Annotated in this window: 12 protein-coding genes; 10 read left to right on the top strand and 2 right to left on the bottom strand. The window is 63.8% G+C overall.

Going from position 1 to position 12,937, the window contains the following annotated elements; all coding sequences use genetic code 11:
* Window positions 1-169: 169 nt before the first annotated feature.
* From GA0071312_RS07110 to GA0071312_RS07080, 7 genes are all read left to right on the top strand, one after another.
* Window positions 170-841: an FRG domain-containing protein gene (locus GA0071312_RS07110; RefSeq protein WP_108721897.1), complete on the top strand. Its 672-nt coding sequence runs from the start codon at window positions 170-172 to the stop codon at window positions 839-841.
* Window positions 838-1,554, top strand: coding sequence for a hypothetical protein (locus GA0071312_RS07105; protein WP_074444383.1), 717 nt, complete (start codon window positions 838-840; stop codon window positions 1,552-1,554). Before GA0071312_RS07110 ends, GA0071312_RS07105 begins: the two co-directional genes overlap by 4 nt.
* 280 nt (window positions 1,555-1,834) lie before the next feature.
* Window positions 1,835-3,220, top strand: a complete 1,386-nt coding sequence (gene trkA, locus GA0071312_RS07100; RefSeq protein ID WP_074444382.1) for a Trk system potassium transporter TrkA — start codon at window positions 1,835-1,837, stop codon at window positions 3,218-3,220.
* Window positions 3,207-4,718 carry a TrkH family potassium uptake protein gene (locus GA0071312_RS07095; RefSeq protein WP_238947147.1) on the top strand — a complete coding sequence of 504 codons (1,512 nt, stop codon included), beginning with the start codon at window positions 3,207-3,209 and terminating at the stop codon, window positions 4,716-4,718. Before trkA ends, GA0071312_RS07095 begins: the two co-directional genes overlap by 14 nt.
* 136 nt (window positions 4,719-4,854) lie before the next feature.
* The gene (locus GA0071312_RS07090; RefSeq protein WP_074444381.1) at window positions 4,855-5,790 is read left to right on the top strand and encodes a DMT family transporter; all 936 of its coding nucleotides are present in this window, start codon (window positions 4,855-4,857) and stop codon (window positions 5,788-5,790) included.
* A gap of 10 nt (window positions 5,791-5,800) precedes the next feature.
* Window positions 5,801-6,520 carry a haloacid dehalogenase type II gene (locus tag GA0071312_RS07085; RefSeq protein ID WP_074444380.1) on the top strand — a complete coding sequence of 240 codons (720 nt, stop codon included), beginning with the start codon at window positions 5,801-5,803 and terminating at the stop codon, window positions 6,518-6,520.
* Window positions 6,521-6,589: 69 nt separating this feature from the next.
* Window positions 6,590-6,985, top strand: coding sequence for a VOC family protein (locus tag GA0071312_RS07080; RefSeq protein ID WP_074444379.1), 396 nt, complete (start codon window positions 6,590-6,592; stop codon window positions 6,983-6,985).
* Between the two features lie 12 nt (window positions 6,986-6,997).
* Here GA0071312_RS07080 and GA0071312_RS07075 read toward each other — a convergent pair whose 3' ends face one another.
* Window positions 6,998-7,651 carry a MarR family winged helix-turn-helix transcriptional regulator gene (locus GA0071312_RS07075; protein ID WP_083204408.1) on the bottom strand — a complete coding sequence of 218 codons (654 nt, stop codon included), beginning with the start codon at window positions 7,649-7,651 and terminating at the stop codon, window positions 6,998-7,000.
* Between the two features lie 187 nt (window positions 7,652-7,838).
* On the opposite strand from GA0071312_RS07075, the gene GA0071312_RS07070 reads away from it, so the two are divergent.
* The 3 genes from GA0071312_RS07070 (at window position 7,839) to GA0071312_RS07060 (ending at window position 12,449) form a co-directional block, all read left to right on the top strand.
* Window positions 7,839-8,261, top strand: coding sequence for a DUF2237 family protein (locus GA0071312_RS07070; RefSeq protein WP_074444378.1), 423 nt, complete (start codon window positions 7,839-7,841; stop codon window positions 8,259-8,261).
* Window positions 8,242-9,780 (top strand): protein adenylyltransferase SelO, encoded by a 1,539-nt coding sequence (locus GA0071312_RS07065; protein ID WP_083204407.1) that lies wholly within the window; start codon window positions 8,242-8,244, stop codon window positions 9,778-9,780. The genes GA0071312_RS07070 and GA0071312_RS07065 overlap by 20 nt, the downstream gene beginning before the upstream one ends.
* 335 nt (window positions 9,781-10,115) lie before the next feature.
* Entirely contained in the window at window positions 10,116-12,449 is a 2,334-nt protein-coding gene (locus GA0071312_RS07060; protein ID WP_074445977.1) for a bifunctional salicylyl-CoA 5-hydroxylase/oxidoreductase, read from the top strand.
* Window positions 12,450-12,456: 7 nt separating this feature from the next.
* On the opposite strand, the gene GA0071312_RS07055 is transcribed toward GA0071312_RS07060, so the two are convergent.
* Window positions 12,457-12,873 (bottom strand): EVE domain-containing protein, encoded by a 417-nt coding sequence (locus GA0071312_RS07055; RefSeq protein WP_074444377.1) that lies wholly within the window; start codon window positions 12,871-12,873, stop codon window positions 12,457-12,459.
* Window positions 12,874-12,937: the final 64 nt, after the last annotated feature.

Raw genomic sequence — 12,937 nt, 5'->3', positions numbered from 1 at the left:
TGTTGATCGGGGTTGAAGGGTTGCCTTCAAAACAAGGAAATGCAATTTTAGAAATTGAAACTAAAACAGTACTATTTTTAATATCTTTCCGTTGCGCTCCTGGTCGCCCATGGTTTCTGCTTCACCAACTCCCGACGATTTCGCGAAATGGGCGGAATTCAATGGGTTCATGCTCTCGACTTCGCACGCCGGCTGGATATTCTGCGGGCAGGGGATGCGGCAGGGGCTCGCTGGCTGCGAAAGCTACGGATTGCGCCCGAAGGCCGGGCGTGCCGATTGTCTGGGTCTGCGAGACTACGACTCTTCACTGGAGCGCCTGATCTTCGAAACCTTCAAGAGGAAATCAGTGCGATTGGTCGACGCCAATGACTATTCCGATCTCGACTGGCTGGCGCTCGCGCAACATCATGGTGTCCCGACCCGGCTCCTGGATTGGAGCAGCAATCCGCTCGTCGCCGCCTGGTTCGCGGTCAATGGCGGGAACATGGACAATGATTGCAAGATTTTCGCGATCCTTGTCCCAGGTATCATGCGCAATCGCGCTCTGACCAACCCTTTTGCGGCAACGCACGTTTCATATGCACAAACGACCCCAAGCATCGAGCGGGTCTTCCGGCAACATGGCGTCTTCACGATATACCCCGACCCGGACAGGGACTGGGATCCAGATGCTGAGAATGTGCCGATGCACCGCCTTACCATTCCGGCAGCCAATCGCAGCTTCTTTCGCCGGATTCTCGGAAAATTTGGGCTTGATCACCAGAGATTGATGACGGACATCGATGGCATTGGTGCTGATCTCGCTTTGCGTTATCTTACGGATCAGGAGGTTGCGCCATGACGAATGCGGTCGACGAGGCAATCACGGTTTTCAAGGAACGCAAAGACAAAGCGCGCGCAAACTGGATCGCCCATAGGACCGTCGATTCCAGTCAGATCATGCGCGCACAATCCGATGTCGTGCTGCCTGGCTTGGCGGCGGCAGCGAAGGCTTATGTCGGACATGCATTTGTGGGTCGTTCGTTCATAGGCGCTGACCCGGCAGTGAAGAAGGCGGGTGCGAAATCCCTGCGTTTCTCCGAGAAGACGTTTCGCCCGGTCCAGCGGAAAACCGGGAAGAAGTCTCCGGGGACCAATAGGCATCAATATGTCTTTCCCGACTTTCCCCCGGCAATCGTCAAGGCGATCGACGATGAAGCCCTGCTGCACGGCCTGGCGGAATATGTGCTGGAAGAGGCGTCACGAGAAGATATTCATCTCCTCATCACAGCGCTTCGTGCAGTGATGTGCTACGACTTGACCAAAAATTCCCTATGGGACGAGGTTTTAAAGGCTCAACCATCAACCCGCCTGTATTTATGCGACCCTGAGCCCGACAGCTTCACGATTGACGCAGCCAAGGCTATCTCGGGCCGCGTTAACGTGCTCGTGGACTTTGAAACCGAAGTCATGCCGGGCCATGAGCGCCGGGTCTCGGCAATCATCCCGACCCGGTTTTACCTTACGACGGAAGACGGCGTGCCACAGGTTATGGCTGTCGAATTGCACGCGTGAACGCATGATGTGCGTAACGTAGGGCTCACCCGCCCCGCCCCCGCCCCCGCCCTTCGCGCGGGCCGTTGTGCATCTGCGAAAAAAGGCGTAAAGGGGGCGACCCGGTCTCGACCGGGGGCGGCTCGTGCGTGTATCGTCGACACGGAATGCCGGTGGCAGAGGGTCGGCGCGCCCGCAACACGTGTGCCCGTTTCACGGGTCACGCGATCAGGGGTGCGCCGGAAGATTGTCGCATCGGAACCGGCAGGGGGCCGTTTTCCGTCATGAAGTCACGCTTCTCATGAGAATTATCGTCTGCGGTGCCGGTCAGGTCGGCTCGACCATTGCGCGCCATCTCGCCGTCGAGGGCATGGATGTCACGGTCGTCGATCTCGACGCGGCACAGGCGCGCCGTGTCGACGAATCCTACGACGTGCGCGGCATGGTCGGCCACGCCTCCCATCCGGAGGTGCTGGAAAAGGCCGGCGCGCGCGATGCCGACATGCTGATCGCGGTGACCCGCTCGGACGAGGTCAACATGGTCGCCTCGCAGGTGGCCTATACGCTGTTCCGGGTGCCGCGCCGCATCGCCCGCGTGCGCCATCACGGCTATCTCGACCCGCTCTCGCGCGCGCTCTACGCCGCCGACCAGCTCCCCATCGACGTGGTGATCTCGCCGGAAGTCGAGGTCGCCAACGGCATCGCGCGGCGCCTGCGCACGCCCGGCGCCTTCGACACGATGCCGCTCGCCGACGGCAAGGTGCAGCTCATCGGCATCCATGCCGACACGCATGATTGCGCCTTCATCGGCAAGGCGATCCGGGACGTGCCGACGATCATGCCGGATCCGCACATGATCATCGTCGCCGTGATCCGCAACGGCGAGGCCTTCGTGCCCAATGGCGACGACGTGATCGAACTGGGTGACGACGTCTATGTCGTGACGGAGCCTTCGCGCGTCGACCGGGTGATGAGCGTCTTCGGCCACCAGGAGCGGGTGGCAAGGCGCGTGGTCATCGTCGGCGGCGGCAATGTCGGGCTCAACCTCGCCAACATGCTCGCGCGCGACGCGCCCTATGTGCGCCTCAAGCTCATCGAGCATTCCCGCGAACGAGCCGAATACATCTCCCGCGAACTCGGCGAGAAGGCCGTGGTGCTGCTCGGCGACGCCCTCGATACCGAGGTGCTCGACGAGGCGAATATCGGCTCGGCGGAGACGGTCGTCGCTGTGACGAATGACGACGAGACCAACATCTTCTCCTCGGTGCTCGCCAAGCGCATGGGCTGCAAGCGCGCCATCACGCTGGTGAACAAGTCGAGCTACGAACCGATCATGCCCTCTCTCGGCATCGATGCGGTGGTGAGCCCCAACGCGATCACCATCTCGACCATCCTGCGCCATGTCCGTCACCGCTCGGTGACGGCGCTCTACACCCTGCGCGAGGAATTCGGCGAGGTGATCGAGGCGCGCGCGCAGGAGGGCTCGAAGCTGACTTCTGGCCCGCTCAAGGATATCGGCCTGCCGGAAGGCTTCCTGATCGGCGCGGTCGTGCATGACAGCGGCGTGCTGATTCCCACCGCCGAGACCCATATCAAGCCCGGCGACAGCGTCATCGCCATGGTGACCTACAAGGCCCTGCGCAAGGCCGAGGCTTTTCTGGCGGGGGACAGGCGTGACCGAAGCTGAGCGGCGAATCGGCTGGCGCCTCTCCCTCGACAATTGGGCGCCGCCTTATCTGCGACCTATCCTCTATCTGATCGGGGGCATGCTCACCGTGCTCGCCATCGCCATGCTGATTCCGGTGGGCGTCGATCTCTATGCCCATAACGAGGACTGGAAGGCCTTCGCGATCTCCAGCGCGATCACCTTCACGGTGGGCATGCTGCTTCTGTATTTCGCGCAGGTGCGGCTGGATAGCGGTCTGACCCTGCGGCAGGCCTTCCTGCTCACGCCGATGGCCTGGCTCTCCGTGGTGCTCTTCGCCGCCCTGCCGCTCTACATCTCCGATTTCGAGCAGATGCGCGCGAGCTACGCCAACGCCTTCTTCGAGGCGATGTCGGGGCTGACCACGACCGGCGCGACGGTGATCGTTGGCCTGCAGGAGGCTCCGCCGGGCGTGCTGATCTGGCGCGCCATCCTGCAATGGCTGGGCGGAATCGGCATCATCGCCACTGCCATTGCCATCCTGCCGGCGCTCGGTGTCGGTGGCATGCAGCTGTTTCGCACCGAATCCTCCGATCGCTCGGAAAAGGTGCTGCCGCGTGTGCGGGAAGTGGCTGCCGCCATTACCACCATCTATGTCGGCTTCACCATCGCCTGCATCGCCGCCTACTGGCTTGCCGGGATGAGCGGTTTCGACGCCGTGGCGCATGCACTGACAACGATCTCGACAGCCGGCTTTTCCACGCATGATGCATCGCTGGGCCATTTCACCAATCCCGCGATCCACTGGATCGCGGTCTTCTTCATGATCGCCGGCGCCATCCCGTTCGTGCTCTATGTCCGCCTGTTCCAGGGCGAGACGGATACCTTGCGCAACAGCCAGGTGCGGGTGCTGCTCGTCTTCCTGCTGGTGATCGTGCTCGTCATGACATTGTGGCTGAGTCTTTCCGAGCGTTTCGCGTTTCTCGATGCCTTGCGGCTGGCTTCCCTCAACGTCGTCTCCGTGGTGACCACGACGGGATTCGCTTCCGCCGATTATGGCGGATGGGGCAATGTGGCAATCGGCATCTTCTTCGGGCTGATGTTCGTCGGTGGCTGTACGGGCTCGACCACCGGGGGTGTGAAGATCTTCCGCTACGAGGTGATGGCCAAGCTCCTGCAGAGCTATTTCCGGCATCTTCTGTTTCCACGCGGCATTTTTCCGCGCACCTATGCCGGGCGTGAACTGCCCGACGACGTGATCCATTCCGTGGTGGTGTTCTTCTCTCTCTTCTTCATCTGCTACGGCGCCATCACCATCACCCTGATGGCCTTCGATCTCGATTTCCTCACCTCGGCCTCGGCGGCGGTGAGCGCGCTGTCGAATGTCGGCCCCGGCCTCGGCCCGATCATCGGCCCGGCGGGCAATTACGCCACGCTGCCCGATGCGGTGAAATGGACCCTGGCCTTCGCCATGCTGCTGGGCCGGCTCGAACTGTTCACCGTGCTGATCCTGTTCATGCCGCGCTTCTGGCGCGGCTGAGGGCGCTTGTCGCGCGTATACGGGCGCGATCACGCAGGCAAGAGCGCGGAATTTCTTGCACCGCAATCCATGCGGGTGAGTGATACTCACCACGCGGCGCACCTCTTGCGTGGCATGAACCGGGAGGCTTTGGCGGGTGCGGGCGCAGAATACGCTCATCGGTGTCGGCTGGATGCTCCTGACGACCCTGCTGCTCGCCAGCGTTACCGCCATCGTGCGCCATATCGGCGCGGATCTGCCTGCCGCGCAGGGCGCCTTCATTCGCTATGCCGCCGGCGCGCTGATGATGCTGCCCTTCATGGGCGCGCTGCTGACACATCGCCCCTCCGGCCGGATCCTGCATCTGCATCTCCTGCGCGGCGCGGTCCACGGGGTCGGGGTGATCCTCTGGTTTTATGCCATGGCGCGCATCCCGATGGCCGAGGTGACGGCTCTGGGCTATGTGGCGCCGATCTTCATCACCATCGGCGCGGCCCTGTTTCTCGGCGAGGCGCTGCACATGCGCCGGGTCTTTGCCGTCGTGGCCGGGATCGCGGGCGCGCTGATCATCCTGCGCCCCGGCTTCCAGGAAATCTCGATCGGCCAGATGGCGCAGGTGGCCGCCGGGCCGTTCTTTGCCACATCCTTCCTGATCGCGAAACGCCTGAGCGGCACCGAGGATACGGCGGTGATCGTGGGGCTGCTCTCGGTCTTCTGCACCATCGCACTCGCCCCCGTGGCCGCTGTGCAATGGGTTGCCCCAAGCTTCGAGCAGGTCGCCTGGCTGACCCTGGTCGCGGCCTTCGCAACGGCCGGGCACTGGACCATGACCAAGGCCTTCCAGAACGCTCCGATCACGGTGACGCAGCCGGTGCAGTTCCTGCAACTGGTCTGGGCGACGCTGATGGGGATCGTGCTCTTCGCCGAACCGCTGGACCCCTTTGTCATCCTCGGCGGCGGCATCGTCGTGGGGGCTGCGAGCTTCATTTCGCATCGCGAATCGGTTCTCGCGCGCCGCGCCGCGAAGGCCGAGAAGACCGCGACGCAGGCCGAGCCGGTCGCGATCGTGCGCCCGGAACGTGAAAAGCCCTGAGGGGGAGACGATGAAGAAGATGCCCAAGGCCCTGCTCTTCGACGTGTTCGGCACCGTGGTCGATTGGCGCGGCTCCATCACGCGCGAAGCGCAGGCGCTGCTCGCGCCGCAAGGTCACGCCCTCGACTGGGATGCCTTCGCCCGGGACTGGCGATCGCGCTACCAGCCCGCCATGGAACGGATCAGATCCGGCGCGCGCGGCTTCGTGCGCCTCGACGTGCTGCATCGGGAAAATCTCGTCGAGACGCTGGAAGCCTTCGGCGTGACCGGACTCGCCGAGACCGAGATCGACCATCTCAACCGCGCCTGGCATCGGCTCGATCCCTGGCCAGACGCGCCGTCCGGGCTCGCGCGGCTCAAGCGCGGGGCGATCATCGCCACGCTTTCCAACGGCAATATCGCGCTGATGGTAAACATGGCCCGTCATGGCGACCTGCCCTGGGACGCGATCCTCGGCGCGGAAGTCGCGCGCGCCTACAAGCCGCAGCCCGAGGCCTATCTGCGCAGTTGCGAAGCACTCGCCCTCGCTCCCGGCGAGACCATGATGGTCGCCGCCCACAATTCCGATCTCGTGGCCGCCGCCGCGACGGGCATGCGCACGGCCTTCGTCCTGCGCCCCGAAGAATACGGTGATCCGCAGCACGAGGATGCGCAGGCGCGCGGGCGTTACGACATCATCGCGGATGATTTCCACGATCTCGCGGAGAAGCTCGGCATCGCCGCGAATTGAGGCACGCCCTCACGGCATGATCGTGGCATGCTGCAGATCCCGGCCCATTGCAGAAGGCGAGCCTGTCCGATGCCCGATACGCTTTCCGATTTCCTGATCGACCAGCAGGTCACCTTCATCTATACCCGCGACCTCCCGGCTGCGAGCCGGTTTCTGTCAGAGACGCTGGGGCTTGATCTGGTGCTCGACCAGTTCGGCATCTGCCATATCTACCGCATTTCGCCGACATCGTTTCTCGGCGTGTGCACCAATCGCGAGCCGCCGGAGAATCCCGGCGTGACTTGCACCTTCGTGGTGCGCGACGTCGATGCGGCCCATGCCTTCCTCTCAGAGCGCGGCGTCGTTTTCGACGGTCCGCCGCGCCTGTCGGAGAAGTTCAACGTCTATGCGACGTTCTTCGGGGGGATCGAGAATTATCGCTTCGAACTGCAGGAATTCCGTGATCCGGCCTGGCCGCGTCCGTGAGGCCGGCGGGCGTCAGCCGCTTTCGACCGCCGCCTCGAAATCAGCGCAGAGCAGATGCATGTCATCCAGGCTGAGCGGCGCGTCGACCTGGGCGCAATAACCAGCGCAGGCATCACGCTCACGCAGATGGCGGCAATCCTGGCAGCAGCCGAAACACGGCGCGCCATGGCTGACGGCGATCTCGCCGGCCAGCCGACGCATGGTCACGATCAGGTTCTCGCGCTGGTCGGCGGGCAGATCGGCGACGGCCTGCACGAGGGCGCAGGCGCCATCCTCGGCCAGACATGCCTCACCGGACGGCGTCAGAGCAAAGCGCACGCTGCGACGGTCGCGATCATCACGCGCACGGGTCAGCAATCCGGCCGCGACCAGCGATTTGATCGTCTGCGAGGCGGTGCCGCGTGTCGTGCCGTGATAGCGGGCAAAGGCCGAGGGGGTGCGCGAGAACGGATTGGCGCGCGCCATGTAACGCAAGGCCGCCCATTGCGCCGCGCTCAGGCGCTGCACGGAATTGCGGCTCTTCGTCTCCCCCGGATCCTCTCCGGACCGGGCAATCCGCGCCAGATGCACGATCAGATCCGCTGCCAGCTCGGCATCGGGCCCGCTGGCCGCCGATGCGGATTCCGGCGCATCGGACGCGCGCGTCGCTGGAGGATTGCGTTTCATGACGTCAATGTATCGTTTCGCTATCATATTGACAAGCGCCTGCAACGCCCCAATCTTTCATAAGCATCGGCCTCGCTGGCCACGGGATTCGCGCGGTGCGATCCGGAGGTGAGTGTGTGGCGTCCCTCAAGAGCATCATTCCGGCGAATGCGCCGTAGATCAACGCTGACAACCCGACAGGTTCATCATGAAGCGCCAACAGGGCGAAGATGCCCCATCGACCGACGGGCCACCCGCTTCAGCGGAGAGCCGCAACGTCTTCGGCGAACCGCTCGCGACCTGCTCGATCTCCCCGATGACGGGATTTTTCCGTGACGGCTGCTGCGAAACGGGTCCGGAGGATGTCGGGCGTCACGTGGTCTGCGCCCAGGTGACCCGGGAATTCCTCGAATATTCGCGTGACCGCGGCAACGACCTGATGACGCCGCGCCCCGAATTCGGTTTTCCGGGGCTGCAACCGGGGGATCGCTGGTGCCTGTGCGCCCTTCGCTGGCGCGAGGCGCTGGAAGCCGGCGTTGCCCCGCCGGTCTCGCTCGCCGCGACGCATGAGCGCGCCCTCGACATCATCGATCTGCAGGAGCTGAAGGCGCATGCCCTCGACCTCACCTGAATTCCCGACGCGGGATACCGGGCCTCTCGCAGACGATACCGCGATCGGCGGTTTCGTCTTCGACAACAGCTATGCCCGCCTGCCCGACCGGTTCCACGCGAAGCTGCCGCCGGCACCTGTCGAAGCGCCCCGTCTGATCCGCCTCAATCACGACCTAGCCGAGGAGCTCGGCCTCGATGCGCAGGCGCTCGATTCGCCGCAAGGCGCGCAGATCTTCGCCGGCAACATCCTGCCAAAAGGCGCGGAACCGCTGGCAATGGCCTATGCCGGCCATCAATTCGGCCATTATACGCCGCAGCTGGGCGATGGCCGCGCCATTCTGCTCGGCGAAGTGATCGATCGTGACGGGCAACGCCGCGACATCCAGCTGAAGGGTTCGGGCCGCACGCCCTTTTCCCGGCGCGGTGACGGGCGCGCGGCGCTCGGGCCGGTCCTGCGCGAATATGTCGTCAGCGAGGCGATGCATGCGCTCGGTGTCCCGACGACACGGGCGCTCGCCGCCGTCACCACCGGCGAGCAGGTGGTGCGTGACGCGTTTCTGCCCGGCGGCATCGTCACCCGCGTGGCCGCGAGCCATATCCGGGTGGGGACGTTCCAGTATTTCGCCGCGCAGGGCGACCACGAGGCCGTGGCGACCCTCGCCGATCACGCCATCGCCCGCCATTGCCCGCAGCTCGCCGGCCAGCCGGATCGACATATCGGCTTCTATCAGGAGGTGCTGGAGCGCCAGGCGGCGCTCGTCGCCCACTGGATGAGCCTCGGTTTCATTCATGGCGTGATGAATACGGACAACATGGCGATCTCGGGCGAGACCATCGATTACGGCCCCTGCGCCTTCATGGATGCCTATGACCCGGCAACAAAATTCAGCTTTGTCGATGAATACGGGCGCTATGCCTATGTCAACCAGCCGCGGATCGCGCCGTGGAATCTGGCGCGCCTCGCCGAAGCGCTGCTGCCGCATGTGGATGAGGATACCGAGCGCGGCATTGCCCGGCTCGGCGAAATCCTCGCCACCTTCCCCGAACGCTACCGGGCACATTGGCGCGCCCACATGCGGGCGAAGATCGGTCTCGAACGGGAAGCGGAAGGCGATGACGCGCTGATCGAGGATCTGCTCGAAGCGATGCATCAGGGCGGCGCCGATTTCACCCTGACTTTCCGGGGCCTCACTGACGCCGTCTTTGATGACGGGGCCGATGAGACGATCCGCGATCTGTTCGCGCAGGGCGACGCGATCCACGCCTGGCTACCGCGCTGGCGCGCGCGAATCGCGATGGAAGCGACTGCGCCGCGCGAGACCGCGAAAGCCATGCGTGCGGTCAATCCGGCCATCATCCCGCGCAATCACCGTGTCGAGGCCATGATCGACGCCGCCGTCATGCGCGATGATTTCGGGCCGTTCGACGAGTTGATGCAGGTTCTGGCCGAGCCCTTCGCCGACAAGCCGCAACATGCGGCCTTCCTGGCACCGCCGCAAGCACATGAACGTGTGACGCTGACCTTCTGCGGCACCTGATCAGCGGTGCGGACGTCACCTGTCGCCCGCCCGCGCGCCCCTGTGCTGGCGCCTCAGATGATCCCGAAAAGCAGCAGCAGGATCACGATCGGCAAGGGAATGCCGAGAAACCATAACAGTCCACCACGCAACATAGCCGGGTCTCCCTTGAGCTGTCGAGCGAGGGCAACGCCAGGCGTGTTGAGCGGTTCCCCAAGGGCAGCGGCGAGATGTCCCGGCTGGCCCTTCCTGCCCGCTGCTTGCGCGTAAAATTATTTTAAGCTTAAATTATTTCCATGACGTCATCGGGACGTGGAATGACGCGCGGGAACCGCGTGCGACAAGGGGACAGCATCATGAAGATCGCCGTCATCGGAGGCGGGCCGGCGGGCCTGTATTTCGCGATCCTGATGAAGAAGCAGGATCCCGGCCACGCGATCACCGTCTATGAGCGCAACCGCCCGGACGACACATTCGGCTTCGGGGTGGTCTTCTCCGATGCCACGCTCGACAATTTCGAGGCCTACGACAAGCCGAGCTACGACCGGATCACCCGGGAATTCGCCTATTGGGATGATATCGACATCCATTTCAAGGGGGAGAGCTTCCGCATCGGCGGCAACGGCTTCTGCGGCTGCTCGCGGCGCACGCTGCTTCTGATCCTGCAGGAGCGTGCCCGGGAACTGGGCATCGCACTCGTCTTCGAGAGCGAGATCGACGATGAGCGCGCGCTCGATGCCGATCTCGTCGTGATCGCCGACGGGATCAACAGCCGGTTTCGTGCAAGGCACGAGGATCATTTCGGCACGCAGGTCGATCTGCGGCCCAACAAGTTCACCTGGATGGGCTCGACGAAGCCGCTCGACGCCTTCACCTTCATCTTCCGCGAGACGCAATCGGGCCCCTTCATCGCCCATGCCTATCAATACGAGACGGGACGCTCGACCTGGGTGTTCGAGACCGATGCGCAGACCTTCGAACGCGCCGGCCTCGACCGGATGGACGAGGCGCAATCGGCGGCGCTGATGCAGGAAATCTTCGCCGATGCGCTCGACGGCCACCCCGTCATCACCAACCGCTCGATCTGGCGCAATTTCCCGATGATCCGCAATGCGCGCTGGGTCAAGGACAACATGGTCCTGCTCGGCGATGCCAAGGCGAGCGCGCATTTCTCCATCGGCTCGGGCACCAAGCTCGCCATGGAGGATGCGATCCATCTCTACGAGTGTTTCCGCAAGGATGGCAGCGTGGCCGGCGCGCTCGATCGCTTCGAATCGACGCGCCGCGAGGAAACCGAGAAGACGCAGCACGCGGCGGACGTGTCGCTGGTCTGGTTCGAGCATGTGGCCCGGTTCTGGAATTTCCATCCCGTGCAATTCGCCTTCGGCGTGATGACCCGCGCCAAGGCGATTACCTATGACAATCTGCGCCTGCGCGCGCCGGAATTCGTCGCGGCGATCGACCGGCATTTTGCGCAGCAGGTGCGCGAAGCCGGCTTTGACGTCGATACGGACAACCCGCAAGTGCCGATGTTCCAGCCGTTTCGCCTGCGCGAGATGGTGGTGCAAAACCGCGCGGTGATGAGCCCGATGTGCATGTATTCCGCCAGGGACGGCCTGCCCGGCGACTGGCACATGGTGCATTACGGTTCGCGCGCCATCGGCGGGCCGGGGCTGATGTTCACCGAGATGACCTGCATCTCGCCGCAGGCGCGGATCACGCCGGGCTGTACCGGGCTGTGGAACGACGCGCAGCAGGAGGCCTGGACGCGCATCGTCGATTTTGTCCATGCCAATTCACAGACGAAGATCTGCCTGCAACTCGGCCATGCCGGGCGAAAAGGTGCGAGCAAGCTGATGTGGGAGGGCATGGACCGGCCCCTCGAAGAGGGCGCCTGGGACATCACCTCCGCCTCCCCCATCCCCTATTTCCCCGACAGCCAGGTGCCGCGCGAGATCAGCCGCGAGGAGATGGATGCAGTGACGGCGCAATTCGTCGCGGCGACGCGGCGCGGGGAGGCCTGTGGCTTCGACATGCTCGAACTGCATTGCGCCCATGGTTATCTGCTGGCGAGCTTTCTCTCACCGCTCACCAATACCCGCAAGGACGCCTATGGCGGCAGCCTCGAAAACCGCCTGCGCTTTCCGCTGGAGGTCTTCACCGCCATGCGCGAGGCCTGGCCGGCGCACAAGCCGATGTCGGTGCGCATTTCCGCCACCGACTGGGTCGAGGGCGGGATCACCGGCGAGGATGCGGTGGCGATCGCGGAGGCCTTCGCGCAGGCCGGGGTCGATCTCGTCGATGTCTCCACCGGCCAGACCGTGCGCGAGGCACGCCCGATCTTCGGGCGCATGTTCCAGACGCCGTTCTCGGACCAGATCCGCAACGAGGCGCATGTGGCGACGATGTGCGTGGGCAACATCACCGATGCCGATCAGGTCAACACCATCCTCGCGGCAGGGCGCGCCGATCTGGTGGCGCTGGGGCGCCCGTATCTCACCAACCCGTTCTTCACGATGCAGGCGGCGGCCTGGTATCAGGCCGAGAACATGCCCTGCCCGCCGCAATATCAGCCCGGCCAGGATCAGCTCATGCGCAACGCCGTGCGCGAGCGTACCGACCTCGAGGATCTGCGCATTCGTGGAAAGCCCAAGACGCGAGCGGAGTTGAAGAAGCAGGCGGCAGGGTAAGGCGCCGTCAGCGCATCCCGGCCATTTCCAGAACGATGGCCCATTCTTCTTCCGTTACCGGTTGCACGGAAAGACGCGACTGCTTGACCAGCGCCATCTCGGCCAGACGCGGCTCTTCCTTGATCGCAGCCAGCGAGACCGGATTCTTCAACGGCTCGATAGCCTTGATATCGACCATGCCGAAGCGCCCGCTCGGATCGGTGTGGTCGGGATAGAATTCGCGGATCACCTCGACGATACCGACGATCTCCTTGCCGATATTGGAATGGTAGAAGAAACCGCGATCGCCGGTCTTCATGGCCATCATCTGCTTCTTGGCCAGATGATTACGCACCCCGTCCCAATGCTCGCCCCTGTCGCCACGCTCCATCTGCATCTCGAAGGACCAGACATCCGGTTCGGATTTGAACAGCCAGTAAGCCATGCATGCCTCGATGATCGCGCTGTCGGAAACGGACGGCGCAGGCCTGTCCGCATGGGCGCTTCTA

Source organism: Saliniramus fredricksonii, assembly GCF_900094735.1.
Classification (GTDB): domain Bacteria; phylum Pseudomonadota; class Alphaproteobacteria; order Rhizobiales; family Beijerinckiaceae; genus Saliniramus; species Saliniramus fredricksonii.
The sequence above is the reverse complement of the archived record's forward strand: the minus strand, read 5'-3'. Positions and strand labels throughout refer to the sequence as shown.

Bases quoted from the DNA above. Each gene is read 5' to 3' on its own strand.
- trkA (WP_074444382.1), top strand. From the start codon at position 1,835: ATGAGAATTATCGTCTGCGGTGCCGGTCAGGTCGGCTCGACCATTGCG.
- GA0071312_RS07080 (WP_074444379.1), top strand. From the start codon at position 6,590: ATGCCCGATACGCTTTCCGATTTCCTGATCGACCAGCAGGTCACCTTC.
- GA0071312_RS07105 (WP_074444383.1), top strand. From the start codon at position 838: ATGACGAATGCGGTCGACGAGGCAATCACGGTTTTCAAGGAACGCAAA.
- GA0071312_RS07110 (WP_108721897.1), top strand. From the start codon at position 170: ATGCTCTCGACTTCGCACGCCGGCTGGATATTCTGCGGGCAGGGGATG.
- GA0071312_RS07085 (WP_074444380.1), top strand. From the start codon at position 5,801: ATGAAGAAGATGCCCAAGGCCCTGCTCTTCGACGTGTTCGGCACCGTG.
- GA0071312_RS07075 (WP_083204408.1), bottom strand. From the start codon at position 7,651: ATGAAACGCAATCCTCCAGCGACGCGCGCGTCCGATGCGCCGGAATCC.
- GA0071312_RS07060 (WP_074445977.1), top strand. From the start codon at position 10,116: ATGAAGATCGCCGTCATCGGAGGCGGGCCGGCGGGCCTGTATTTCGCG.
- GA0071312_RS07065 (WP_083204407.1), top strand. From the start codon at position 8,242: ATGCCCTCGACCTCACCTGAATTCCCGACGCGGGATACCGGGCCTCTC.
- GA0071312_RS07070 (WP_074444378.1), top strand. From the start codon at position 7,839: ATGAAGCGCCAACAGGGCGAAGATGCCCCATCGACCGACGGGCCACCC.
- GA0071312_RS07055 (WP_074444377.1), bottom strand. From the start codon at position 12,873: ATGGCTTACTGGCTGTTCAAATCCGAACCGGATGTCTGGTCCTTCGAG.